Below are 25309 nucleotides of genomic sequence, written 5' to 3' on the forward strand. Positions count from 1 at the left end.
GTCCGCGCCTGGGTTGCCGAGCGCTGCGATCCCTATAAGGATGAGATTCCGCAGATCCCGGAGGAGCTGGTTCTGCAGACCTCTCGTGTCTATATGGAAGCCTATGAGCGCATTACCGGGCAGACCTTCAAGCCCAATGACGAGGAAGCATCACCGCTTGACAGAGTGAGACGGAATCTGGAGCCCTATTTTCCCGGAGCCTGAATGTGACCAAGGTTGCCGATATCAATCCGAAAAAGAGCAGCGAGGCGTTGGTCAAGAAAGCCACACGCCCGCGGCGCTCCGGCGAGGAAACCCGCCGCGATATTCTGGCGATGACCGACCGGCTGTTCCGTGAACGGGGTTTTTCCGCCGTCGCGATTGCGGATATCGCCGCATCACTCGGCATGTCGCCTGCCAATGTGTTCAAGCATTTTCATTCCAAGATTGCCTTGGTCGATGCCATCATGCTCCAACGCATCGGTGTGTTCAAAGAGAAGATGCATCTCCTTGACAATACCCACACCCCGCAGGAGCGGATGCTGACGCTGGTTCGCACGTTGATGCAGAACCATCGCAACGACCTGACCGACAACCCCTATATGATCGACGTCTTTTTACAGACGCCCAAGAGGGAGCTTTCCTGCGGCGTGCATTACCAGCAGGTGCTGACGCAGCAATTCGCCGTCATCATCGGCGATGGCGTCCATCAGGGGATCTACCGCGATGCAGATCCCGTTAAGGAAGCCGGTCTCGCATTGACCGTCCTTTCCTGCGTGCTGCACCCTTTGCTGATTTCGCGCGAAGATATTGGCATTTTGGCAACACGATGCGAGGATGTCGTTATGCTGATTGATCGTTCACTGAAATACGCCCTTGAAAAGTGACGATTTTAAATTTACGTCACTTGCAGCATTTTTACCCTTGTCCTGATCTGGCGTCATAGTCGCGTCAGTCGGGTCTTTGAACGAAGTGAAAGAAAGCGCCGCTCTCCACGACCGGGCGGCTGACGTGTTTTTTTAAAAGATCGATCAAGCGCAGCCCTATTCCTTCATACTCCAATATGAGAAAATTGATGACCAGACGCCTTCAAGCCCTTCTAGCAACGGTTCTCATGGCAGGCGTCCTTTCGGGCTGCAGCGATAGCGGCGATGGCAAGAATGCCGGCGCCCAGCAGGCAAAGCGCCCGCCCTCTCCCGTCAGTGTCATCACCATGAAGGAAAGCGAAAATCCGCTGACCACGGTGCTGCCGGGTCGTGCCAGCGCCTATCAGAGCGCCGATATCCGCCCGCGTGTGTCAGGCATCATCCGCGAGATTCCCTATAAGGAAGGCAGCGAGGTCAAGCAGGGCACCGTTCTTTATCAGATCGAAGACGATACCTATGGGGCAGAAGTCGCCCAGGCCAAGGCGACCCTTGCCAAGGCGGAAGCGAGCATTCCCGCGGCACAGGCGAATTTCGTGCGCTACGAGCGCCTCGTCAACAGCGGTGCAACGCAGATTGAATTGGAAAATGCCAGAACCACGCTCGCCCAGGCGCAGGCCGATGTGGCGCAGGCCCGCGCTGCCCTGGAAATGGCGCAGATCAACCTCGACCTCACCAAGGTCCGTGCGCCATTCGACGGCATCGTCTCCTTCACCAATGTCACCGTCGGCAATGTGGTGACGGCGAACCAGACGACGGCGCTGACGACGCTTCGCCGCATCGACCCCATCTATATCGACCTGATTGAATCGAGCGCCAATCTGCTCCGTCTTCGTGACGCGATAGCAGCCGGCACCATCGGCAGCGGCGAGAAAAAGGCCGGCATTCACCTGACGCTGGAAGACGGCACCGAATATAAGCATGACGGCAAGATCGACATGTCCGACATGGCGGTCAGCGAAACGACCGGCACCTTTTCCATCCGCGCGCTGTTCGACAATCCGAACGATCTCATTCTGCCGGGCATGTATGTGCGCGCCACACTTGCCATCGGCAAGGAGAAGGGCTTCCTTATTCCCCAGAGAGCAGCGACGCGAAACGCCAATGGCGAGTTGACGGCCAAATTCGTTGGCGCGGAAAACAAGGTCGAGACCCGCACCTTCCCCAACAGCCGCCAGTCCGGCAATTCTTGGCTGGTGACGGAAAACGTCAAGGACGGGGACAAGCTGATCGTCGACGGCTTCCAATGGATTGCCGATGGCGCGACCATCGCACCTGTCGAAGCCACTATCGACGATCGCGGTATCGTCGTTCCGCAAAAGCAGGCTCAGCCTGCTGCGCCCGCCAAGTAAGACCGGCATGCCCTACATGTCCGGTTCAACTGTTCAATTCAGATAAGGCGCAGTCCAGATGGCTCATTTCTTTATCAAGCGCCCTGTTTTTGCCTGGGTCATTGCCATCGTCATCATGCTTGGCGGCGTCTTGGCGATCTTCACCCTGTCCATTTCGCAATATCCCGATATTGCGCCAACGACGGTCCGCATCAGTGCCTCTTACAATGGTGCGAGCGCGGAGACCGTGGAAAAATCGGTGACGACGATCATCGAGGACGGCATGACCGGCCTCGATGACCTCACCTATATGACGTCGACATCGTCTACCGGCAGCGCCACTGTCACGCTCACCTTCGGCACCAGCATCCTGCCGGATATTGCCCAGGTTCAGGTGCAGAACAAGCTCCAGCTCGTTCAGTCGCAGCTTCCCGATGTGGTGCAGCAGCAGGGCATCGAAGTCAGCCGGTCCACCTCGTCGATCCTGATGGTCGGCGCGCTGATTTCCACCGATGGCAAGCGCACCTCCGCCAATCTCGGCGATGTGTTCTCAACGCGCGTCGAAGACCAGATCAAGCGCCTGGAAGGTGTCGGCAGCATCAACGTCTTCGGCTCCGAATATGCCATGCGCGTCTGGCTCGATCCCTACAAGCTGAACAAGTATCAGTTGACGACCGCCGATGTGACGAGCGCGATCGAGAGCCAGAACACCCAGGTCTCGGTCGGTTCGCTCGGCGCGCAGCCCGCGGTCAAGGGTCAGCAGCTCAACGTCACCGTCACGGCCCAGAGCCAGTTGACCACCGTTTCCGATTTCGAATCCATTATCCTGAAGGTCGAAAAGGACGGCGCCACGGTTCGCCTCAGCGACGTGGCCCGCGTGGAAATCGGCCAGGAAAGCTATGGCGGCGATTCCCGCTCCAACGGTCGCCCCTCCGCCGGCTTCGCGGTGAACCTTGCGACCGGCGCCAACGCGCTGGATACGGCAGCCCGCGTCAAGGACGCGCTGACCAGCGTCGCAGGCTCGCTGCCGGAAGGCGTGGTCATCGAATATCCTTACGACACCACGCCATTCGTCAAGCTCTCGATCGAAAAGGTCGTCCACACGCTGATCGAAGCCATCGTGCTCGTCTTCGTCGTTCTGCTCGTCTTCCTGCAAAACCTGCGCGCCACCTTCATTCCGATGATCGCCGTGCCCGTGGTTCTGCTCGGCACCTTCGGTGTCCTGGCGCTGACCGGCTACTCGATCAACACGCTCACCATGTTCGCCATGGTGCTCGCCATCGGTCTTCTGGTGGATGACGCGATCGTCGTGGTCGAAAACGTCGAGCGCATCATGTCGGAGGAAGGTCTTTCCCCGGTCGAGGCGACGGAAAAGTCGATGGGCGAAATCACCGGTGCGATCATCGGCATCGCGCTTGTCTTGACCGCCGTCTTCATTCCCATGGCCTTCTTCGGTGGCTCGACCGGTATCATCTACCGCCAGTTCTCCATCACCATCGTTTCGGCGATGCTGCTCTCCGCCGTCGTCGCCATCGTGCTGACACCGGCGCTCTGCGCCACCTTGTTGAAGCCGGTCCATGCGAAAAAGGAACGTGGCCCAGCGGCCTGGTTCAACCGCAATTTCGGCCGCACGACCGATGGCTATGTCGGCAGCATCGGCCATCTGCTGAAGCGTCCCGTTCGCGTCACCATCCTCTTCCTCATCGTGCTGGGCGGTTGCGCCTGGTTCTTCACCCGCCTTCCAAGCTCCTTCCTGCCGCAGGAAGACCAGGGCGTGCTCTTGACCATCGTGCAGCTGCCGACAGGCGCCACGACAGAGCGCACCAACGAGGTGGTGAAGCAGGTGGAAAGCTACTTCCGTGAGAAGGAAGCCGCCAATGTCGAATCCGTCTTCGGCGTTCTCGGCTTCAGCTTCGGCGGCTCCGGCCAGAACAACGCCATGGTCTTCACCAAGCTGAAGGACTTCTCCGAACGCACAGCACCGGAAGCACATGCCGCGGCCATCGTGCAGCGCGCCATGGGCACGTTCCTTTCGTTCCGTGATGCGCAGGTCTTCCCGCTTCTTCCCCCCGCGATCCAGGGCCTCGGCACCTCCAGCGGCTTTTCCATGTATCTGGTGGATAGCGGCCGCAACGGCACCGCAGCACTGACCAACGCCTCGAAGGAACTGATCCAGCTCGCCAGCAGCAATCCGAATATCAGCTCGCTGCGCTCCAACAGCCGCGATGCCGAATCGCAGATGAAGATCAATCTCGACAAGGAGAAGATGGGCGCCATGGGCGTCGACCTTGCCTCGGTGAACCTGATGCTGTCGACCATCTTTGCCGGTCGCGATGTCAACGACTTCACGCTGAATGGCGAATTGAAACCGGTCTATGTGCAAGGTGACGCACCTTACCGCATGCAGCCGGACGATCTGAAGCACTGGTATGCCCGCAATACCAGCGGCGAGATGGTGCCCTTCTCCTCCTTCAGCACGATCAGCTGGGAGAATGCCGCACCGACCCTTGCGCGCTTCAACGGCACCAGCGCCATTTCGCTCGATGGTGCCGCTGGCCCAGGCGTTGCCTCCGGTGATGCGATGAACGAGATGGAGCGGCTGACCGCCAGCTTGCCCGGTGGCTACACCGTGGCCTGGCAGGGCATTTCCTATCAGGAACGGCTGTCCGGCTCGCAGGCGCCGATGCTCTATGCGCTCTCGGTCCTGATCGTCTTCCTCTGCCTTGCGGCTCTTTACGAAAGCTGGTCGATCCCCTTCTCGGTCATTCTGGCCGTGCCGGTGGGCGTGCTGGGTGCGGTCACCGCCGCGCATGTCTTCGGCCAGTCCAACGACGTCTATTTCAAGGTGGGTCTGCTGACCACGATCGGTCTGGCAGCCAAGAACGCCATCCTTATCGTGGAGTTTGCAAAGGAGAGGCAGGAACATGGATTGAGCTTGCTCGATGCCACGCTGGAAGCGGCAAAACTGCGCCTTCGCCCCATTATCATGACATCGCTCGCCTTCATTCTGGGCGTCGTGCCACTCGCCATTGCAAGCGGTGCAGGCTCTGCGGCGCAGAATGCGATCGGTATTGGGGTATTGGGTGGTATGCTTTCTGCAACACTGCTCGGAATTTTCTTCGTACCGTCCTTCTTCGTGATCATCAGGCGGCTTTCTAAACGTTAACAACCGTTGAAATATGCTAGCAATGCAAATCGAGGCTGATAGAAGTATGGCAGATTCGAAAGCTGCCCCTCCTTCGGCACACGGCAACGCGACGCTCGCTTCCACTGAGGAGCGCCCAGTGCGCTACACAAACCGGGATAACCATATGCTGTCACTTCGTGCGACCATTCCTCTGACGCTGCTCCTGCTTTCAGGCTGCGTCGTCGGCCCTGACCACAAGGCGCCGGAAACCCAATTGCCAGCCAAGTTCTCCGAAGGCAGCAAGACCAGCAATGGCGACATTGCCACGGTCGCATGGTGGACAGCATTCAATGATAGCCGCCTGAACGGTTATGTCTCGACCGGCCTGTCGCAGAACCTCACCGTTCTGCAGGCCATCGAGCGTATCAACCAGGCCGAATCGAACATCACGGTCGCCGGCGCAGGTTCGCTGCCGCAGCTTGGCTCGACCTTCCGCCATGAGACGCAGGGTAGCGGCGGCAGCCTCCCCTCCTCTTCCGGCAACAGAACGTCCAACACCACCAGCAACGCCTTCAACGTGTCCTGGCTGCTGGACCTCTTCGGTCGCTACCGCCGCGAAAAGGAAAGCGCTGCCGCGTCGCTCGATGCAGCCTACGCAACGGCTGACGTTCAGCGCCTGACGCTGATCTCTTCCGTAGCGTCTGCCTATATCGACGTGCGCTACTATCAGGAACGTCTGGCGATTGCCCGCCAGAACCTCGGGTCTCGCCGCGAGACGCTGGATCTGACCAAGCTGCAGCTGGAAGCCGGTGCTGCTTCGCGTCTCGATGTCGTCCAGTCCGAAGGTCTGGTCAACTCGACGCTGGCGCAGATGCCGACGCTTGAAACCAATTACCGCCGTGCAGCCCACCGCATCGCCACCCTTCTCGGCATGCCGGCTGATTCGCTGGTGGTCGAGTTGCAGCGCGGCGCACGCCAGCCTGTCGCGCGCGCCATTCCGCGCACCGGCATCCCTGCCGACCTCATCCGCAACCGTCCGGATATCCGCGCCGCCGAGCGTCAGCTGGCCGCAGCCGTTGCCAATATCGGCGTTGCCGAAGCGCAGCTCTTCCCGAGCATTACGCTCAGCGGTTCGATCACCCCGAGCTACACCCGCATCAGCGGCGGCGCACGCGGTACCTCGAATGGCTGGGGCTTCGGTCCGACCATCACCTTGCCGATCCTCGACGGTGGCGCGCTGCGTGCGGGCGTCGACATCCAGAAGTCGGTTGCCCGCGAACAGTACCTCGCCTGGAAGTCCACAGTGCTGAACGCCGTGGAAGAAGTCGAAAACGCTCTGACGGCGCTCAACCGCGACCAGCAGACGGTCAACGCCTATCGCAAGACGGTTGATTCCTACAAGGAAGCCCTCTCGCTCGCGACCGCCAGCTACCGCGACGGCGCATCCTCGCTGCTCGACGTTCTCGACGCCCAGCGCAACGTCTCCGACGCGCAAGCCAACCTGGCAACCGCCGTTCAGCAGGCTGCACAGGATTACGTCGCACTCAGCGTCGCGCTCGGCGGCGGCTATGCCGTCGGATCACCGAACTCGGTCGCAGCCGTCAAGGTTGCGTCCAACGTGCCGAAGGGCATGTAAGAGCTTCACCATTCCGGTGCTTTTGAGATCCCGCGGCCTCGGCTGCGGGATTTTTGTTTAGAGCGCCTAGCGTCCTATTGGGCGCACAAAGGACGCTCTATCTTCTTTGATCCGCGCCTTATGCTTTCCGAAAAGCGATTCCCCTCAGAAATCACCGTTTGAGTGTTTCGGAAGGCAGCTCCCCGAAACGTTTGCGATAGGCCTTCGCAAACTCTCCCATATGGATATAGCCATAGTCGGCAGCGATGCTGCTGACGTTTAGGCCAGTACCGCATTGCAGAAGCGCCTGCCTCACGCCTTGCAATCTCTGTTCGCGCAGGAACTGGCTGGGTGTGTAACCGCGAAACCGCTGGAACGCGTCGGTGAGGCCGCGCAAACTGACACCTGCGGCGCGCGCGACTTCGGGCATGGCAGGCAGATCGCCGCGCGCATGTTCAGCCATGAACTCTTCGGCTCGGCGAACCACACCGGGCGCCAGGGTATTCACTGGATTGTCCAAGTCATATCCCGCGCGGTTGGCCCATTCGTTCAGCAGGTGCAGGCAGACCATCTGCTCCAGATGCCGCCCGATGTGGCTGCGGGCAATTCTGTCGGGCGCTTCGGCAATGCTGCGGGCCACATATTCCATGAGCGCCATCCAACTCGAATTGCGCCCGCCCAAGCCGGTCTTGAACTGCCAGAGCCTGTTGTCGGGGATATGCCCGAATGTGTCGAAACAAACCTGTTCGAGCACGGCATGAGGGATGGTCAGATTGACCTGGAGGTGGTCGGGGTTGAAATCGACGTAGTAATCGGTCCGTGAGCAATCCACGACGAAGCTCTCGCCATAGCCCGTTTCGACCGCCTCGTGCCCCACCGTCCGGTGCCGCGCCTTGCCGCCCACCGTCGTCAGCACCACGGCATTGCCAGAGTCCATGTCCCAATCCTTGATGTTGACTGGGATGCCATAGGCGAAACGGGTCATGGTTATTCGCCCCACCTTGGCCGAGCGCATCGTCGAATCAGGGCTGCTGGCCGCACCGATAGGCGACACCTCATAAGGCATGTAGACGCGTTTGGACCAATCCTTGATCTCGTCCCAATCATGCGAGGCGACCTTGTGTTCCTGCCTGATCGGCCGCCCCTGGGCGTCATAGAGTAAAGCACTTTCCAGCATCAGCTCCTCCCAAAGCATATCGCGCAAAGTGTTCAGCGGTTTGACAATAAGGATATACGATAAAACAAAGAACGAAAGCGTGGAACGCGAGTTTGAAACATCGCGATAGGCTTTAGCGACTGCCTCAATCATTCCCTTGCCTGCTACGCCCATTTCGCCGGAAGGGTTGATCAGACCCATCCACCCGCCGGACGAGCCCTGATAGGCAGGACAGCAAATCTGCCGATTTCCGATAGGATCTGCTGAAATCCGACATTGCGGCCAAGCGATAGGGATTACGCTTGGCTGGACCGTGTCACGAGTGGACGCGGATGAGGAGGAGGAGAACTCATATGGCTGATCAACTGAAATCCATTCTCGACGGCGTTTTACAAAAGGCCGTCGACTCCACGCCGGGCGTTCCAGGCGTTGCCGCCACCGTAACCGACAGGAGCGGAACGATCTATGAAGGTGCGGCCGGTAAGCGCCGGTTGGGAGGAGACACTGACATGACGCCGGACAGTGTCTGCGCCATCTTTTCCACCACGAAGGCCATTACCGGTACGGTCTGCTTGCAGCTTGTGGAAAGCGGTCAGCTGGATCTCGACGCGCCTGCAAGGGAATACGCCCCCGCCATCGGCGAGTTGCAGGTGATCGAAGGCTTCGACGCAGAGCACAACCCCATCCTGCGTGCGCCCCGCTCGGATGTCACCACCCGCCAATTGCTCTTGCATCAAGGTGGTTTCGCCTACGACTTCTTCAACGAGACCTATAATCGTCTGGCTCAGGAGCATGGTCAGCCGAGTGTGATCACGGCGTCGCACGCCTCGCTGAAAACCCCGATGCTGTTCGATCCTGGCACCGACTGGGAATACGGCACCAACATCGACTGGGCCGGGCAGGTGTGCGAAGGCATCACGGGCAAGCGCCTGGGGCAGTTGATGAAGGAAGGTGTTTTCGACCGTCTTGAAATGAACGACACTGCCTTCACCATGACGCCCTCTATGCGAGAGCGTTATGTCACCATGCACCAGCGCGACGAAACGGGCCATCTGAAACCGCTTGATGACTTCATGCTCGATCAGGACCCGCAAGTGCATATGGGCGGCCACGGCCTTCATTCCACCGCACTCGATTACGCCAAATTCATCCGCATGTGGCTCAACGACGGTGATGGTCGAAACGGTCGCGTACTCAAGCCGGAGACGGTGGCAATGGCGGCGCGCAACGGTCTCGGCGAGATGAAAATCAAAGGCCTGCCAGGTGTCATCCCGTCACTGTCGAACTACGCGGAGTTCTTCCCTGGCATGCCCAAAAGCTGGGGTTTGACCTTTATGATCAATGACGAAGATGCCCCAACCGGACGCCCCGCAGGTTCTCTTGCCTGGGCTGGACTGGCCAACCTTTACTACTGGATCGACCGTAAGAACGGTATCGGGGGATTCTGGGCGACACAGATATTCCCCTTCGCCGACCCCGCATCCGTCGGCGGTTTCCTGGAGATGGAAACTGCCGTCTACGACACCCTCGTCAACGCTGGCTGAACCGGCCCGGCGTCGGGCGCATAATCTCTTGTCCGACGCCATCCGCTGAAGTGGCGCTTGCCGCGGAAAACGCGTGCCGCACAACAAAAAAGCCCCGGATCGCTCCGAGGCTTCTCAATCGCAAACACCTGCTCGCGCTTAGTTCTTGGCGCGCTCGACGTAGGAGTTGTCTTCCGTGGCGATGACGACGCGGATGCCAGCGTCGATATGCGGCGGGACCATGGTGCGGATGCCGTTGGAGAGGATCGCGGGCTTGTAGGAGGACGATGCCGTCTGGCCCTTGACGACCGGCTCGGTCTCGACAATTTCCAGCGTCACGTGGCGCGGCAGCTCGATGGCGAGCGGAATGCCTTCGTGGATGGAGAGGACGCAGGTCATGCCTTCCTGGAGATAGGCCTTCTGGTCGCCAATGGTTTCGGCATCGACGACCACCTGGTCGTAGTTTTCCGGGTTCATGAAGTGGAAGCCTTCGCCATCCTCATAGAGGAACTGGAAGTTCAGGTCTTCGACGAAAGCGCGTTCGACCTGCTCGGTCGTGCGCCAGCGCTCGGATACCTTCACGCCGTCGACGATGCGGCGCATGTCCACCTGGGTCACGGGCGTGCCCTTGCCGGGGTGGAAGTTATTGGCCGTGAGAACGACATAGAGCTTGCCCTCGACTTCGAGAACATTGCCCTTGCGGACGGATGAGGCGATAACCTTGACCATATGATTTCCTTGTAACTCAATGAAATGCGTCGTAAGGACGGCGCGGCTGCACTGACCCGATGGACGTTTTGTCTGTTTTCTGGGGCGCAACTACCTTAATTCCGGGAGAATTGCCAGCCTTTCAGACACGCGAAGCGAAAACTGTCATATGGTTTTCAAACGGGTGTCGCCGAAACGGACATTCAACCAGCGGATTAGCAGGCGTTGAGACACGCCCTGGTCAAAAGAGACAGCGGACAGACGGGCAGATGAGCACGCGCGCAGAGAAAACCTCATCCTGGTGGCAGCCGGACGTCCATATGGATCGCCGTCCCTTCCTGATGGGCCGCAATGCCATCCAGCGCGCCTTCCGCTCCTTCTTTGCCGATCGCGATTTCATCGAGGTCGATACCGCCACCTTGCAGATTTCGCCCGGAAACGAAGCGCATCTGCACGCCTTCGCCACCACCGGTATTACGACGAGCGGCGAGAACGCGCCTCTTTACCTGCACACATCGCCGGAATTTGCCTGCAAGAAGCTGCTGGCCGCGGGCGAGACGCGCATTGCCTGCTTCGCCCATGTCTATCGCAACCGCGAGCGCGGGCCGCTGCACCATCCGGAATTCACCATGCTGGAATGGTACCGCGCGGGCGAGACCTATGAGAGCCTGATGGCCGACAGCGCCGATCTTCTGGCGCTCGCTGCCGAGACGACGAAGACCAAACGCTTTGCCTATCGCGGCGGCGAGATGGACCCGTTTCTCGCGCCCGAGCGGCTCAGCGTCGCCGAGGCCTTCCAGCGCTATGCATCAATCGACCTACTGGCGACGGTCTCGGCCAGTGGCGAGAACGACCGCGATCATCTGGCGCAACTCGCCAAAAGCGCGGGCATCCGCACGGCAGAGGATGATAGCTGGGCCGATATCTTCAGCCGCATCATCGTCGAGAAGGTCGAGCCGGAAATCGGTTTCGGTCGCGCCACGATCCTTGATGAATATCCGGTCAGCGAGGCTGCCCTTGCCCGGCGCTCGCCGCGCGATGGTCGCGTGGCGGAACGCTTCGAGCTTTATGCCTGCGGCGTGGAGCTTGCCAACGCCTTTGGCGAGTTGACCGATGCCGACGAGCAGCGCCGCCGCTTCGAGATCGAGATGCAGGAAAAGAGCCGCATCTATGGCGAGACCTACCCGATCGATGAAGAGCTTCTGGCAGCGCTCACCATCATGCCGCCAGCCAGCGGTATCGCGCTTGGTTTCGACCGGCTTGTGATGCTGGCAACCGGCGCGCCGAGAATAGACCTCGTGATGTGGGCGCCCGTCGCGGCCTATGGATCATGACAACACGCGCGCTGAAATCGCCGGACGATCTCTACGAGGCCGGCTTGATCGACCAGGCCGCGCTGGAGCGCGTGCGCCCGGTGGCGGAACGTTATGCCGTGGCGCTGACGCCGACGGTGGCCAAGCTGATCGATCCCGCCGATCCTCAAGATCCAATCGGCCTGCAATTCATCCCGGATGAGGCGGAGCTCTATCAGACGAACGAGGAACGCGCCGATCCAATCGGCGATGAGGCGCATAGCCCTGTACCCGGCGTCGTCCATCGCTATCCCGACCGGGTGCTGCTGAAGGCCGTGCATGTCTGCCCGGTCTATTGCCGCTTCTGCTTCCGCCGCGAAATGGTTGGCCCGCAGGGCAATGGCATGATGAGCCCGGATGAGCTCTCCGTCGCCTTCGACTATATCCGCTCCCGCCCGCAGATCTGGGAAGTCATCCTCACCGGCGGCGATCCGCTGGTCCTCTCACCCCGCCGTCTCTTGACGATCATGGAGGGCTTGAGCGCGATCCCGCATGTGAAGATCGTGCGCTTCCACACCCGCGTGCCGGTGGTCGATCCGCAGAAAATCGATGCCGATCTGATTGCAGCGCTGAAAGCCAGCGGCAAAACGACCTATGTGGCGCTGCACGCCAACCACCCACGGGAGATGACGGATGAGGCGAAGGCCGCCTGCGCGAGGCTGGTGGATGCCGGCATTGCCATGGTTAGCCAGACCGTGCTGCTGAAGGGCATCAATGACGACCCGGCGGTGCTGGCGGAGCTGATGCGCAGCTTCGTCGAAAACCGCATCAAGCCCTATTACCTGCATCACCCCGATCTCGCCCCCGGCACCAGCCACTTTCGGCTTGGCATCGACGAAGGCCAACGGATCGTGTCGGCCCTGCGCGGCCATGTGTCGGGTCTTTGCCAGCCCACTTACGTGCTGGATATTCCAGGCGGCCACGGAAAAGCCGTCATCGGTCAGAATGCGGCAACGAAACAGGCCGAGGGTTGTTACGCCGTCTCCGATTTCAACGGGAACGATCACCTCTACCCGCCATCGGCAAATTAAGACAGGCACGAGATCTTCGGCAGTTCCGGCGCTTTGACGCAACCAAGCCGGATAAACAAAAATTTCACATTTCCGCCCCCGTCCTGTCATCATAAAGAAAAATATTCTACCTATATTGATAATCATTGATTCCGAGGCAAATCCGGGATATCAGTGATTCAACTGGAGAGTGATTCTCCGGTATTCCGGGTCAACACGAGCAAAGGAGAGTGTCATGTCGAAATATACGCGCATTGCCGCGATCCTAGGTCATCGGATCTCGAATGCCGGGCACAAATCCATGTGTTCCCGCTGCTGTCGAATGTGGTGACTTTTTAAGTCCCCCAAATCCTGAAATTCAATTCGACATTTATGCTGTGTGATCAAGCCACAGCGGGAGTATGTAGTATGCAAAAGCAAGTTATCGAATTCGCTGGCGAACCTGTCGGCATCGTCGTTCCGGACAACAACCGGCTGAAGTTCATCGCGGTCAAGTTCCACGTCCACGATCTGGACGAGCAACGCTTCGACAGCGCCGAAGACGTGCGCGCCGCCATTCGCAACCTCGTGCGCAATCGTAACGTGGCAGCGCTGGTTTGAGCCCATCCTCAGTCTGTTACGACACCCCATTTCAAAAACGATAAAGGCGATGCCCGTTTAACCCGGCATCGCCTTTTGATTTTCAGCCAGTCTTTTTCAGCCACAGCATACGACGCCGAATAAGCTCTTCGGCCATTTCCTCCATCACAAACCGCGAGACGTCCACCTCCGCACGAGGCTGTGGTGAGGTTCAACCTCTCCTCCCCGTCATCCTCCGGCCTGACCCGAGGATCCACGTTTTCAAACGTTTACGGGTGGGGTGGTGGATCCTCGGGTCAAGCCCGAGGATGACGACCGAGAGGTTTTCGCCTTCTCGTCCACCCCTCATTCCTGTTCCCCGGATCAAGTCCGAGGATGTCACAGGAATCTAGCCGCCGCGTGTCTGCGCGGCGAGGGAACTTCTTTTTAGACTAAGGACTTGGTCTGGCTGGATTCCTGTGACATCCTCGGACTTGATCCGGGGAACAGGAATGAGGGATGAATATTGAAGCTCTCCTCTCCCTCAAGGCTTCACGGGCATCCAGAGGCTTCCGACAAGCCAACCCCTTCTCAGAACGCCGTAAACGTCAGCGTCGTCAGCGAGCGCACGATGCCCGGAATATTGACGATATTGTCATTGATGAATTTGCCCACATCATGCTCCGGCTCCAGATAGATCTTCAACAGCAGGTCATATTCGCCGCTGGTAGAATAAAGCTCCGAAACCAGTTCGGTCTTGTAGATGGCGTCCGCCACCTCATAGGTCTTGCCGGGTGCGCATTGGAGCTGAACGAAGATGGGCTTCATGACTGGTCTTCCTCGCCGAAAGGCTGATATGAGCGCTGCGAGCGGCAAACGGCCGCCGACGCATGGATGCGCCACTATTGGCCGAGGCCGCACGCTCTTTCAAGCCTTTCACATCGCACGGATCCCGTTGAGCCTGCTCACCCTGCTATTCCCGCCCTGCATGAATTGATGACGATATGTCGATGGTCAGCGGTGAAGCGCCGCGATAGAGTTTTGCCGAAGGGCGCTTCAACGCGCCCAACCGCCTGTCCGGCAACGCTGCCTCATGATTGTGGATGCCCCCGATGTATAACGATCCCCGCTCGCATGGCCTTTGGGAAAAGACCGCTCCGCCGCCGCCGCAAACCAGCGCGCTGGAAGGGGATGTGACGACGGATGTGGTGATCGTCGGCGGTGGCTTCACCGGCCTTTCCGCCGCCCTTCATCTGGCAGAGCGCGGCATCAAATGTATCGTGCTGGAAGGCAAGGAGATCGGCTTTGGTGGCGCTGGCCGCAATGTCGGCCTCATCAATGGCGGCATGTGGGTGATGCCGAAGCAACTGCCCAATGTGCTGGGCCCGGTCTATGGCGACCGCCTGCTGGACCTTCTGGGCAACGCGCCCTTCCTGGTGCGCGAGATCATCGAGAAACACGAGATTGCCTGCGAGCTGGAAAAGAACGGCACGCTGCATTGCGCCGTCGGCGAAGCGGGGCTGACCGAAATTCGCGAGCGCTGCGACCAGTGGGCCGCCCGCGGCGCGCCGGTTAGGATCTTGAGCGCCGAGGAAACCGCAAGGCGGGTCGGCACGAGCGGATACACTGGCGCGCTTCTGGATGAACGCGCCGGAACGCTCCAGCCGCTTGCCTATGTGCGCGGACTGGCCAACGCCGCACTGAAGGCAGGCGCCATCATCCACACGGCAAGCCCGGTGCATGCGACGGAAGCGAATGGCGAAGGCTGGACGGTGCGCACCGATCGCGGCTCCGTCTCGGCAGGCTGGATCATCGTGGCAACGGAAGCCTATAGCCAGGGCCCGTGGAAGATCATCCGCGAGGAGCAGGTTTACCTCCCCTATTTCAACTTCGCCACCCGCCCGCTCGGCGATAATCTCGCCAAGTCTGTCCTGCCCGGCCGCGAGGGCTGCTGGGACACCAAGGAAATCCTCTCCTCCTTCCGCATGGACAAGGCCGGCCGCCTCGTCTTCGGCAGTGTGGGCGCACTGCGCAACACGGGGGCAAGCGTCCACCGCGCCTGGGCAAAACGCTCTCTCAAACGCCTCTTCCCGCAGCTTGGCGATGTGGAGTTCGAATGCGAATGGTACGGCCAGATCGGCATGACCGACAACGCCGTCCCCCGCTTCCACCGCTTCGCCAAAAACGTCATCGGCTTCTGCGGCTACAACGGCCGCGGCATCGCGCCGGGCACCACCTTCGGCAAAACACTGGCCGCCCATGTGGCCGGAGACATCAGCGAAAGCGACCTGCCGCTGCCTGTCTCAGAGCCGAAGGCGCAGAGTTTTCGGGCGCTGAAGGAGGCCTATTATGAGGCCGGTGCGCAGGTGGCGCATTTTGCGGGGGAGCGGTTTTAGGATTTCGCATCAGGTTAAAAATCGGACGCGCCAGCGGGGTGTACTTGGCCGTCAGTTTCAGACCACCATAGAGCACCAACTAAAGGCGAATCCACGATAAAATAGCTTTGAAATCATGATAAGTACGTGAAATAAATAGGAAAATCACGAATTTCTTCTTTAGTAACCAAACGTCTGTAGTATGGTTGGAAAGTTGACCTCTGCCATTCTCGTTAACCATCGAACTTTCGCCACACCAAGCTGACAATGGAATTTATATGACGGTCGATGTTTTAGAAAATGAAATGTTGGGCAATCCTGTGAAACAGCTACAGTTCGTATATAGAAACTGGCGGGGAGAAACCTCTGTTAGAACTGCTGTGCCGATAAAAATTTGGTTTGGAAAGACCAGCTGGCACCCCGACGAGCAGTGGTTTATGAAAGCGATCGACGTCGAAAAAGGCGAAGAACGAGACTTCGCCCTCATCGACATTACCTTTTCGAAGAGCCCTGCTTAGAGAAAGATAGACAGGCCAACGATTAGCGTACCTATCCTCATCGCGTAGTCAGCCATTCCGCTCACAGCCTTTAGCCCACTTTCCGCTTTTTCCAGCACAGAAACGACACTGCCAAGCGTGTCTTTGTCGGTTTGCCCTTTAGCGTGACTGACCGCGTGCCTGATCTCGTCTTTCACCTCAGCTGAAAGCGGTGCAGCGTCTATCTCCGCTACTACACCATCCAAAAGATTACGTGCTTCTTGGATTTGACCATGTGTCATTGCTGACTGCATTTGGCCATGATGCACAGCTTCTCCAGACTGAGAAATGGCTCCCTGCACAGTACGCGTTGTTGATGAAATGATTATTAGTCACATTTCCTCCCATCCAGCCGAATAAACCGGCCTCTTGCTCAATCGATCTACGTTTGAAATCGCTATAAATCTTGGTTCCTGCCGCCGCTGCCTCCATGCGTGCCCTTTTTTTAGGTCACTGGTAGCGAAGTCATAATGCTCTAGCGCAATCTTCTGATAAGAGGGCACTTTGTCAGCGTGAGCTATAAAGTGGTCCAAAACGTTGGCGCCGATTTCCAGATCATCTTCTTCATGGAACCAATCTATTGTCACGGTCTCTAGACCGTCGTAGAAACTATCTCGCAGCCCAATAGCGAGACCCAACCTCGCCTCCACATTGTCATCCTTGCTTCCTTGAACGATAACCTCATGACGTTGTGACGAATGCGTATTCTCCTCTGCAAATAACCGGTAGACATAGGAACGCACGTTAGGCTGATGGGCGCTAAGATCCTTAACGTCAACTCCTATATTGGCGGCGCTTAGATGCGGGTGCTCCGCAGCCGCCCACACAGAGTATTGAGAGACGATTGGCTCATGGTGGCTGCCTAAAACTCTCACAATTTCGGCATTCGAATACCGGGGATCAAATATGTTTTCCGGCGATCGGTCCAGACCAACGAGAAGCAATGCCAGCTTCAACGGGACAGGTTCAGCGGTCTCAATGTTGATTTTAAGGTGCGATAAATCAAGCTGTTTAGGATCAGTTGTCTGTAAAGCGGATAGCGCTATTATCTCGTCAGTACACGCGCCTTGATGGGATATGATATTTTGGGCCTCACTGCCATCAAACTTAAACAAAGTTGCAATCGCGGCTGCTAATACTTGCGGTTCATCAGGATAATCGGCGATCGCCCGCAAGACAGCGTTACGGCTGACCTCTTTCCTGCCGACATACGCTAAGGCAGACAGCGCCCACCGCCTGATCTTTTCATCGGAAGCGGCGGAACTGAGAACTCCCAAGATCGCGATCTCCATACCGATGCGATCTTGATGCTGTAGAGCAGCACCCGACCTACACATTTTGCAAAGATTTTGAAGCGCATGCTTGCTCTTGGTGACAGATCCGCTTTCAATTTCGGACTTGAGATAATTTGCCTGTATGGAGTTTAGCATTCTCCTGCGGCGATCAGCCATGCAGTGTGGCTCGCGGGAAGTAGTACGACAAAATGGTTTGCGACGGAGGATCGAAATCGTCCCAATTGTTGGGAGGTACGCTCATATCGAGCCAACACAGATCGTTCAACGATAGTCGCGACACTGTAGGCTCGAACCAGTCAGGAGCGCGGACCTCAACAAAAGCCAGTAAACTCTTCGTTGCCTCTGATTCCAGTTGCCAAGCTAAAAACCGAACAAGATGATCGAATTTCGGCCCGGAAGAGAATGCCTCCGGCAATGGGATATCTAAATCGATTGCCGCAGCAAATAGTGCACTATCAGGAATTCCCAGGCTTTGTGTGTCGAAAAGCGTGTGGTTGGTCTCCGAGACCAAGGTCGAAAAAGCTATCGATCTCTTATGTGCAAATTGATCGCGATCGTCCCTGTACCTCCCAGCACGATAAGAAAGCATTTTTCCGGAACGAGTTAGAGCTGACACAGCCCAAAGAAGTACATCGTCCTCCTTTTTCTTTTTGGGATCAATATATTGATAGCAGCCCGAGTTAGCTATCTTTTCCACAAGATCGGCTTTTGCAAATTGGCCGTCTCTCAGTATTTTCGCAGCATAACTGTAGCTTACAGACAGTGCTGGTCCGAGGAACAGGTCTCGTGTGCGCCTTCTAGCGACTATTGGCTGTCGGTACTCTGCGGGGATCGATACGTCGGTCAAAAATTCGCGGAGAAAAAACTGCCCGGGCTTCGTCCGAAAGAAGAGACTGTGGTCGCGACGCTGAAGGATATCTTCACTCAGTCGCGCCTGAAGCGTTTTATGTTGCGTTTTGCCATACAAGTGAAACGGTGCAATTTCGAGAGCGTATGCTCTATCTAAAATCGCACGCGCAGACAAAGGACGGCGAGCCGCACGTAAGACCTGTTCTGCAATCAGCAGATAGGAACTCACTTCCCACCCTCACATCTTTTAGTTGAATATTATTAATAATGCATTTTAAGGTACCTGTGCGGGAAGTCAACTAGATTAAAATTCGTCCACGTCTTTCCTTAGCTGATAAAGCTGCCAGTCGATGCTCTATTCGTAACATTCGCTATATCCTTGCAAACATAACCCTCATCCATTACCACCGATATATCCAACCAGATATCTCGCTTGAGGGGCCGATCCATGACATTCCACCGCCGCATCATCCTGAAAACCGCAGCATTGGCCATCGCCGCCGCGTGCCTTGCGGCACCTTTGCTTTCCTCACCGGCGCTCGCCGCCGAGAAGGTCACTGTCTTTGCTGCGGCCAGCATGAAGAATGCGCTGGATGCGGCCAATGCCGAATTTGCCAAGGAGAGCGGCCATGAGGTGGTGGTGTCCTATGCGGCGAGTTCGGCGCTGGCGAAGCAGGTGGAGGCGGGTGCGCCGGCGGATGTTTTCATTTCGGCGGATCTGGCCTGGATGGATTATCTGGCAGGCAAGGGGCTGATCAGGCAAGACACGCGGAGCAATCTTCTGGGCAACCGCCTCGTTCTGGTTGCGCCTGCGGCAAGCGCGAAGCCGGTGGAAATCAAGCCGGGGTTTGATCTTTCGGCTCTCGTGGGCAACGGCAAGCTTGCCATGGGGGCGGTGGATTCCGTGCCGGCGGGCAAATATGGCAAGGCGGCGCTGGAGAAGCTTGGCGTCTGGTCCGCCGTTTCCGACAAGGTGGCGGGGGCGGAAAGTGTGCGGGCGGCGCTGCTTCTGGTCTCGCGCGGGGAAGCGCCCTATGGCATCGTCTATCAGACGGATGCGGCGGCTGATCCCGGCGTGAAGATCGTCGGCACCTTTCCGGAAGATTCGCATCCGCCGATCATCTATCCCGTCGCAACGCTGAAGGATGCCAAAAGCCCGGCCGCGGGCCGCCTATCTGGATTTTCTGAAATCGGCCAAGGCAGCGCCCTTCTTCGAGGCGCAAGGCTTTACGGTTCTGAAGTAAGGCAAAGGCGCAGATTTGAAACAGCGCAACAGGCTTCAAAGCCGCATCATCGCGCAGTCTCTGATCGCGTTTGCGTAAGAACTCTGTCCGGCTTCGCTCACGAAAAGGCATCAGAACAAATCCTTAAAGCAAATCGCGCAAAAGTGTTGAGCGGTTTGCGAGAACGATATGCGGTGAGATCGGAAGCGCCGGTGTGGCTAAACTCGGGGTGGTTTTGCACACCCCGGCGCTTAAGAACAGGAATGGCAGTTTGGACTGGTTGTCGCTGAGTGCGGAGGAATGGACGGCGATACGGTTGAGCCTGTGGGTCTCGACCGTTGCCATGCTGGCAAGCCTTCCCTTCGGCATTCTGATTGCGCTGGCGCTGGCGCGCGGGCGGTTCTTCGGCAAGTCGCTGCTGAATGGCATCGTGCATCTGCCACTGATCCTGCCGCCGGTCGTCACCGGCTTTCTGCTTTTGATCCTCTTTGGCCGCAAGGGCGTGATCGGCGCCTTTCTCGATCAGCATTTCGGCATTGTCTTTTCCTTCCGCTGGACGGGTGCGGCCCTTGCCTGCGCCATCATGGCCTTTCCGCTGATGGTGCGCTCCATCCGCCTGTCGATCGAGGCGGTGGATCGCAAGCTGGAGGAGGCGGCGGGAACGCTCGGCGCAAGCCCACTCTGGGTGTTCCTGACGGTGACACTGCCGCTCACCCTTCCCGGTATCATCGCCGGGATGATCCTCGCCTTTGCCAAGGCGATGGGCGAGTTTGGCGCGACCATTACCTTCGTCTCCAATATTCCCGGCGAAACGCAAACGCTCTCTGCGGCGATCTATAGCCTCACCCAGGTGCCGGGCGGCGATGCGGGCGCCATGCGCCTGACGCTGGTGGCGATCGTCATTTCCATGGTGGCGCTGCTGGCGTCAGAATTTCTGGCGCGCATGGTCAGCAGAAGGGTGGCCGGGCCATGACGCTGTCTTTCAACGCCCGCCACAGGCTGGGCAGCTTCACGCTGGATGCGGGTTTTACCGCAGACAAGGGCGTGACCGCGCTTTTCGGCCGCTCGGGCTCCGGCAAGACCTCGGTAATGCGCATCATTGCCGGGCTGGTAAAGCCGGATGAAGGGCGGATCGAGCTGGATGGCGCGGTGCTGGCGGATCGGCAGAAACGCATCTTCACGCCCGCGCATAAGAGGCGCTTCGGCTATGTGTTTCAGGAAGCGCGGCTTTTTCCGCATTTGAGCGTGGAGCAGAACCTGCATTATGGCCGCTGGTTTTCCGGTGCGCGTAGCGATGCGGCGGTCACGTCCCATGTGATCGAAATGCTCGGTATTGGTGCGCTGTTGCAGCGGCGGCCGGAAAAGCTCTCCGGTGGCGAAAAGCAACGCGTGGCGATTGGCCGGGCGCTCCTCTCCTCCCCCCGCCTCCTGTTGATGGACGAGCCGCTGGCCGCCCTCGACGAGGCGCGCAAGGCCGAGATCATTCCCTATCTGGAGCGGCTGCGCGACGAAACGACCATTCCGATCCTTTATGTCAGCCACTCAGTGAGCGAAGTTTCGCGCCTGGCAGACCAGGTGGTGGTAATGAAGGATGGCAGGATCGATGCCGCAGGCCCGGCCTCGGATATCCTCTCGCAGCCCGCCTTCAGCACCTATCTGGAGCGGCGCGAAGCAGGCAGCATTCTCTCCGGCACGGTGGAGGCATTCGATTCCGCCCATCGGCTCGCGACCGTTCGGCTGGGCCAGACCGCGCTTCAGGTACCCGCCCAAAGCGCAGAGCCCGGCAAGGCGGTGCGCGTGCATATTCCGGCGCGAGACGTGATGCTGGCAACGGTGCGGCCGGAGGGTTTGAGCGCGCTCAATATTCTCGAAGGCCGCATCACGAGCATTGCGCTTGCTGATGGCATGGCGCTGGTGCAGGTGGAATGCAACGGCACCCTCATCCAATCGCGGCTAACAAGCCTTTCCATCGAGCGGCTGTCGCTCAAAGCCGGAAGCCCGGTCTTCGCCATCGTCAAATCGGCGGCACTTGATCCCTATTGAGTGGGGCCTATCGAGAGGGCACATCCTGCGTCTTGCGATCGTCGGCTGCCCGGTTGGCTTCCAGCCAATCGAGATCGGCCTGCAGCGTCTCGCGCATCCGCGCTTCCATGCCGCGAAAGCGCAGCAGAAGCTCTTCGCCAAACGGCGTCAGCCCCGCGCCGCCGCCCTGCTTGCCGCCGCGCTGCGATTCGATCACCGGCTCTTGGAACATGTGGTTCAGCGCATCCACCAGCAGCCAGGCGCGGCGATAGGACATGTCCATGGCGCGTCCGGCCGCAGAAATAGAGCCGGTGGCGACGATATGCTCCATCAGCTCGATCTTGCCGCGACCAAGCCGCTCGTTAGGCGGAAAATCCACCCGCAGCACCGGTTTGAGAGGCGGGCGCGATGGCGTGTCGCTCATGGCTGCGCGGCTCCGAAGCGAGCCTGCCAGGAGGACTGCGCACCTTCATGCGGAAGCGCGCTCGCCTCGAACACACCGCGGGCAATGGCACGCGCCATGACAAGCGTGGCGAGATGGCAGAGTTCGGCAAAATCGCTCGGCTGCGAGAGCGGGCGTCTGCCCGTCGCGGCGGCAAACATCGTGTCGCCATCGCCGGAAAGATGCGAGGGCAGCACGGCGCGGGCAAGCCCATCATGCGCCAGGATCGAAAGCCGGTGCGCCTGCGCCTTGGTCAGCACCGCATCTGTCACCACCGCGCCAATGGTGGTGGCAATCGGCCTCATGCCCTTAAAGCGCAACGCCGTATCGGACTCGGTAAACTGCGCTGGTAAGCCAAGCCCGCCAAACTCACTTTGACGCTCAAACGGGGCCGCCCAGAAGTGGCGCGTCGTACCCACCGTTGCCGTGCCCATAGCGTTGACGGCGACGATGGCTGCGATGGTAATGCCGGATGATGTTTTGGCACTGGCAGAGCCAAGCCCACCCTTTACCGTTGCCGTAGAGGCGCCCGTTCCGGCACCCACGGTGCCAAGCGCAAAGGGTTCGTGCGAGGCAGCCTTGAACGCCTCATACCCCATATCGCGATAGGGCGAATGCAGACCCCAATCCTTGTTGCCGCCATTCAAGAGATCCATCAGGATCGCCTGCGGCACGATCGGCACGCGGGTGTTGCCCACCGGAAAGCCGCGCCCGGCCTGCCGCAACCCCGCCTGCACGCCACCCGCCGCATCCAGCCCATAGGCCGATCCACCGGACAGCACGAAGGCATCCACCGCCTCCACCGTCATGGATGGATCGAGAAGGGCCGTATCGCGCCCACCCGGCGCGCCGCCCAGAACCGAGCCGGAGGCAATCGCCGGTTCATCGAAGACGATGGCCGTCACGCCGGAGCCAAGCGCCAGATCGGTGGCATGGCCCACCGCAACGCCGTCAATATCGGTCAGCAGATTATGCAAGGGCGGCATTCCTTCTGTTGTCATGCCGGTATCCCGCTGTGGGGAGGTGTTGTCAATTGCAGGCTTAGGGTGTCGTGGAACGACGTGAGCTCCGCGCCGTACCGCACCCCCCTCTGTCCTGCCGGACATCTCCCCCTCAAGGGGGGAGATCGGCAAGCGGCGCTCTTCGCATGTCCTATCCCACCAGGGTTTGGGGCGAGACGGTGCAACAGTTCGATCTCCCCCCTTGAGGGGGAGATGCCCGGCAGGGCAGAGGGGGGTGTGCGGCAGATTCAGACCAGACATTCAAACCGGATAGCAGTGGATCAAGTCCGGGAGCAGGAGACCTCGCGCACAACATGACAAGGGCGCCACCCCCTACCAAGCCCTCACGAAAACACCGCCGTGCCAATCACCGGCGTGGACGGTACCGCCATATCGCGGGGTTCCAGCATGCCGGAGAGATAGGCCTCACGCCCTGCCGTGACGGCTTTCGCAAAGGCGCCCGCCATGATCACCGGATTGCCGGCACCGGCCACCGCAGTGTTCAGCAGCACCGCGTCATAGCCAAGCTCCATCACCGTTGCCGCATGCGATGGGCGGCCAATGCCGGCGTCGACGATCATCGGCACATCGGGGAAATGCGCCCGCATGGATTTGAGTGCCACGAGGTTCAGCGGTCCCATGGCGCTGCCGATCGGTGCGCACCAGGGCATCAGCACCTTGCAGCCCGCATCGAGCAGTCTTTCCGCCACCACCAGATCGTCGGTCGTATAGGGAAACACCTCGAACCCCTCGTCTGAGAGAATGCGGGCCGCCTCCACCAGCGCGAAGACATCCGGCTGGAGTGTGTCGTGATGGCCGATCACCTCCAGCTTGATCCAGTTGGTCTTGAACACCTCGCGCGCCATCTTCGCCGTCAACACCGCTTCCTTGGCGGTGTGGCAGCCCGCCGTGTTGGGCAGGATGAGGCGGTCGAGTTCACGGATCAGCTCGAAGAACTGCCCGCCCTTTTTGCCGCCTGCCGTTTCGCGCCGGAGCGAAATGGTCAGAATGTCAGTCTTGCTGGCGCGAACGGCATCCGCCAGAACGGCGGGCGATGGATAGCGCGCCGTACCCAGCAGCAGCCGCGAGCTGACATCGCGATCATACAATCGAAACATGGTTTACCCTCCCTGCATGGGGGAAAGGATTTCGATCCGGTCGGAATCCTTCAATTGAAATTGCGGGCGATCCTCCGCATGGACGAGATCGCCATTCACCGCCGTTGCCAGCCAGTCGCCCTCGAAATCGAGCGCGAAAAGAAGTTCTGACAGCGTGGCGGCGGAAAGATCATGCACTTCGCCGTTGACGTGGATCCGCATGGAATACCTCCTCTTGCTGAAGAAAATCGGCGGCCTGCCGCGCCATGGCAGGCGAGAGCAGGAAGCCGTGCCGGTGCGCACCATTGACGAAGAGCGTCTTGCCCCCTTGGACAATGCGCGGAAGATTGTCGGGAAAGGCAGGCCGGATGCCGGTACCGCTTTCGATGATCTGCGCTTCTCCGAAAGACGGGTGCAGCGCGTAAGCCGCGTTCAGAAACTCCATCATCGAGCGGGCGGAAATCGGCCCCGCCTCCTCCGTCTCGATCATCGTCGCCCCCACCATGAAGCGCCCCGGCTCACGCGGGACGATGTAGAGCGGGATGCGCGGATGCAGGAGCCGCACCGGGCGCGACAGCGAAACCTCGCCGGTCGCGAGATAGAGCATTTCGCCGCGCACGCCCCGAAGCCCCGAGAGCGAGCCCACCCGCGTATGGCCGGTACAATCGACGATGCGGTCGAAGCCGCCTTCATCGATTGCCTCACCACCCAGATGGAAGACCACGCCACTTTCCAGCAAACACCGATGCAGCGCCACCATCGCCAGCCGCGGATCGAGATGCCCTTCGCCCTCGAAGAACAGCCCATGCCGGAACCGCCCGGCAAGGTCCGGCTCCAGCGCGGCAATCTCGTCTTCACCCACCACCCGGTAGCCGCTGGTACGTGAGGCAAAGCGCAAGAGTTCCGCCTTGTCTCGTGCGGGTGCGACCACCAAAGTGCCATTGCGGGTGACGAGGCCGGGTGTGGCCTCGTCCCACCAGTCGAGCGCCGCCTGGCCAAGATCGAGCACCGCCTGTTCGGCGCTTTCGCATTCGCACCAGGGCGCCAGCATGCCGCCGGCAAACCAGGATGCGCCGCGACCGATCTGAGGGGCGGTGTCGAACACCGCCACTGCAAAACCGCGCAGCGTCAGCTCAAGGGCAGCCGTCAGACCGGCAACGCCTGCCCCTTTGATGAGAATGCGCATC

General features: G+C 59.3%; 24 protein-coding genes and 1 pseudogene (1 of these 25 cut by a window edge). 14 read left to right on the top strand and 11 right to left on the bottom strand.

Annotated elements, in window-relative coordinates:
* From QE408_RS21250 to QE408_RS21270, 5 genes are all read left to right on the top strand, one after another.
* On the top strand, window positions 1-204 hold the end of the coding sequence (locus QE408_RS21250) for a phosphoribosylaminoimidazolesuccinocarboxamide synthase (protein ID WP_306934465.1). Its footprint begins 747 nt before the window's first position; only the last 204 of its 951 coding nucleotides appear in the window; the start codon falls outside the window, past its left edge; it ends in the stop codon at window positions 202-204.
* 2 nt (window positions 205-206) lie between these two features.
* A complete protein-coding gene (locus QE408_RS21255) occupies window positions 207-866 on the top strand; it encodes a TetR family transcriptional regulator (protein WP_306934466.1) in 660 nt (219 codons plus the stop codon).
* A 188-nt stretch (window positions 867-1054) separates the two neighbouring features.
* Entirely contained in the window at window positions 1055-2254 is a 1200-nt protein-coding gene (locus tag QE408_RS21260) for an efflux RND transporter periplasmic adaptor subunit (RefSeq protein WP_306934467.1), read from the top strand.
* Window positions 2255-2312: 58 nt separating this feature from the next.
* The gene (locus tag QE408_RS21265; RefSeq protein ID WP_306934468.1) at window positions 2313-5399 is read left to right on the top strand and encodes an efflux RND transporter permease subunit; all 3087 of its coding nucleotides are present in this window, start codon (window positions 2313-2315) and stop codon (window positions 5397-5399) included.
* Between the two features lie 145 nt (window positions 5400-5544).
* Complete coding sequence (locus tag QE408_RS21270; RefSeq protein WP_130976803.1) at window positions 5545-6996, top strand: efflux transporter outer membrane subunit; 1452 nt, start codon at window positions 5545-5547, stop codon at window positions 6994-6996.
* A gap of 151 nt (window positions 6997-7147) precedes the next feature.
* Here QE408_RS21270 and QE408_RS21275 read toward each other — a convergent pair whose 3' ends face one another.
* The gene (locus QE408_RS21275) at window positions 7148-8332 is read right to left on the bottom strand and encodes an AraC family transcriptional regulator (protein ID WP_306934469.1); all 1185 of its coding nucleotides are present in this window, start codon (window positions 8330-8332) and stop codon (window positions 7148-7150) included.
* A 152-nt stretch (window positions 8333-8484) separates the two neighbouring features.
* On the opposite strand from QE408_RS21275, the gene QE408_RS21280 reads away from it, so the two are divergent.
* Complete coding sequence (locus QE408_RS21280) at window positions 8485-9675, top strand: serine hydrolase domain-containing protein (protein WP_130976804.1); 1191 nt, start codon at window positions 8485-8487, stop codon at window positions 9673-9675.
* Window positions 9676-9813: 138 nt separating this feature from the next.
* Here QE408_RS21280 and efp read toward each other — a convergent pair whose 3' ends face one another.
* Window positions 9814-10383 (bottom strand): elongation factor P, encoded by a 570-nt coding sequence (efp, locus tag QE408_RS21285; protein ID WP_306934470.1) that lies wholly within the window; start codon window positions 10381-10383, stop codon window positions 9814-9816.
* Window positions 10384-10631: 248 nt separating this feature from the next.
* Between efp and epmA the strand changes: the two genes are divergently transcribed.
* The 3 genes from epmA (at window position 10632) to QE408_RS21300 (ending at window position 13324) form a co-directional block, all read left to right on the top strand.
* Window positions 10632-11696, top strand: a complete 1065-nt coding sequence (gene epmA, locus QE408_RS21290; protein WP_306934471.1) for an EF-P lysine aminoacylase EpmA — start codon at window positions 10632-10634, stop codon at window positions 11694-11696.
* Window positions 11693-12745 (top strand): lysine-2,3-aminomutase-like protein, encoded by a 1053-nt coding sequence (locus tag QE408_RS21295; protein WP_306934472.1) that lies wholly within the window; start codon window positions 11693-11695, stop codon window positions 12743-12745. Before epmA ends, QE408_RS21295 begins: the two co-directional genes overlap by 4 nt.
* A gap of 387 nt (window positions 12746-13132) precedes the next feature.
* Window positions 13133-13324, top strand: a complete 192-nt coding sequence (locus QE408_RS21300; RefSeq protein WP_130976808.1) for a hypothetical protein — start codon at window positions 13133-13135, stop codon at window positions 13322-13324.
* A 549-nt stretch (window positions 13325-13873) separates the two neighbouring features.
* Here QE408_RS21300 and QE408_RS21305 read toward each other — a convergent pair.
* Complete coding sequence (locus tag QE408_RS21305; RefSeq protein WP_062424823.1) at window positions 13874-14110, bottom strand: Lrp/AsnC family transcriptional regulator; 237 nt, start codon at window positions 14108-14110, stop codon at window positions 13874-13876.
* Window positions 14111-14394: 284 nt separating this feature from the next.
* Here QE408_RS21305 and QE408_RS21310 point away from each other — a divergent pair, with 284 nt between their 5' ends.
* Window positions 14395-15678: an NAD(P)/FAD-dependent oxidoreductase gene (locus tag QE408_RS21310; RefSeq protein ID WP_306934473.1), complete on the top strand. Its 1284-nt coding sequence runs from the start codon at window positions 14395-14397 to the stop codon at window positions 15676-15678.
* Between the two features lie 257 nt (window positions 15679-15935).
* Entirely contained in the window at window positions 15936-16175 is a 240-nt protein-coding gene (locus QE408_RS21315; protein WP_205654271.1) for a hypothetical protein, read from the top strand.
* On the opposite strand, the gene QE408_RS21320 is transcribed toward QE408_RS21315, so the two are convergent.
* From QE408_RS21320 to QE408_RS21330, 3 genes are all read right to left on the bottom strand, one after another.
* Window positions 16172-16435 carry a hypothetical protein gene (locus tag QE408_RS21320; RefSeq protein ID WP_306934474.1) on the bottom strand — a complete coding sequence of 88 codons (264 nt, stop codon included), beginning with the start codon at window positions 16433-16435 and terminating at the stop codon, window positions 16172-16174. The two genes, QE408_RS21315 and QE408_RS21320, sit on opposite strands and share 4 nt — an antisense overlap.
* Before the next feature lie 90 nt (window positions 16436-16525).
* Window positions 16526-17644, bottom strand: a complete 1119-nt coding sequence (locus QE408_RS21325; protein WP_130976811.1) for a hypothetical protein — start codon at window positions 17642-17644, stop codon at window positions 16526-16528.
* The gene (locus QE408_RS21330; RefSeq protein ID WP_130976812.1) at window positions 17637-18566 is read right to left on the bottom strand and encodes a winged helix-turn-helix domain-containing protein; all 930 of its coding nucleotides are present in this window, start codon (window positions 18564-18566) and stop codon (window positions 17637-17639) included. The genes QE408_RS21325 and QE408_RS21330 overlap by 8 nt, the downstream gene beginning before the upstream one ends.
* Window positions 18567-18785: 219 nt before the next feature.
* Between QE408_RS21330 and modA the strand changes: the two are divergent.
* The 3 genes and pseudogenes from modA to modC all read left to right on the top strand — a co-directional run bounded on the left by modA (window position 18786) and on the right by modC (window position 21603).
* Window positions 18786-19581 (top strand): annotated as a pseudogene (gene modA / locus QE408_RS21335) (molybdate ABC transporter substrate-binding protein).
* A gap of 250 nt (window positions 19582-19831) precedes the next feature.
* On the top strand, window positions 19832-20533 hold the full coding sequence (gene modB / locus QE408_RS21340; protein ID WP_130976815.1) for a molybdate ABC transporter permease subunit: 702 nt from the start codon (window positions 19832-19834) through the stop codon (window positions 20531-20533).
* Window positions 20530-21603 (top strand): molybdenum ABC transporter ATP-binding protein, encoded by a 1074-nt coding sequence (gene modC, locus QE408_RS21345; protein WP_306934475.1) that lies wholly within the window; start codon window positions 20530-20532, stop codon window positions 21601-21603. Before modB ends, modC begins: the two co-directional genes overlap by 4 nt.
* Window positions 21604-21610: 7 nt before the next feature.
* Here the strand turns inward: modC and QE408_RS21350 are convergent, their stop codons facing one another.
* The 5 genes from QE408_RS21350 to thiO form a co-directional block, all read right to left on the bottom strand.
* Window positions 21611-22006 carry a winged helix-turn-helix domain-containing protein gene (locus tag QE408_RS21350; protein ID WP_306934476.1) on the bottom strand — a complete coding sequence of 132 codons (396 nt, stop codon included), beginning with the start codon at window positions 22004-22006 and terminating at the stop codon, window positions 21611-21613.
* A complete protein-coding gene (locus QE408_RS21355) occupies window positions 22003-23010 on the bottom strand; it encodes a P1 family peptidase (protein WP_306934912.1) in 1008 nt (335 codons plus the stop codon). The genes QE408_RS21350 and QE408_RS21355 overlap by 4 nt, the downstream gene beginning before the upstream one ends.
* Before the next feature lie 359 nt (window positions 23011-23369).
* Window positions 23370-24143: a thiazole synthase gene (locus tag QE408_RS21360; protein ID WP_306934477.1), complete on the bottom strand. Its 774-nt coding sequence runs from the start codon at window positions 24141-24143 to the stop codon at window positions 23370-23372.
* Window positions 24144-24146: 3 nt separating this feature from the next.
* Window positions 24147-24344, bottom strand: coding sequence for a sulfur carrier protein ThiS (gene thiS / locus QE408_RS21365; protein ID WP_113227452.1), 198 nt, complete (start codon window positions 24342-24344; stop codon window positions 24147-24149).
* Entirely contained in the window at window positions 24313-25308 is a 996-nt protein-coding gene (gene thiO / locus QE408_RS21370) for a glycine oxidase ThiO (RefSeq protein ID WP_306934478.1), read from the bottom strand. Before thiO ends, thiS begins: the two co-directional genes overlap by 32 nt.
* Between the last annotated feature and the right edge of the window lies 1 nt (window position 25309).

The sequence above is a fragment of the Agrobacterium larrymoorei genome, from assembly GCF_030819275.1.
GTDB classification, from domain to species: domain Bacteria; phylum Pseudomonadota; class Alphaproteobacteria; order Rhizobiales; family Rhizobiaceae; genus Agrobacterium; species Agrobacterium larrymoorei_B.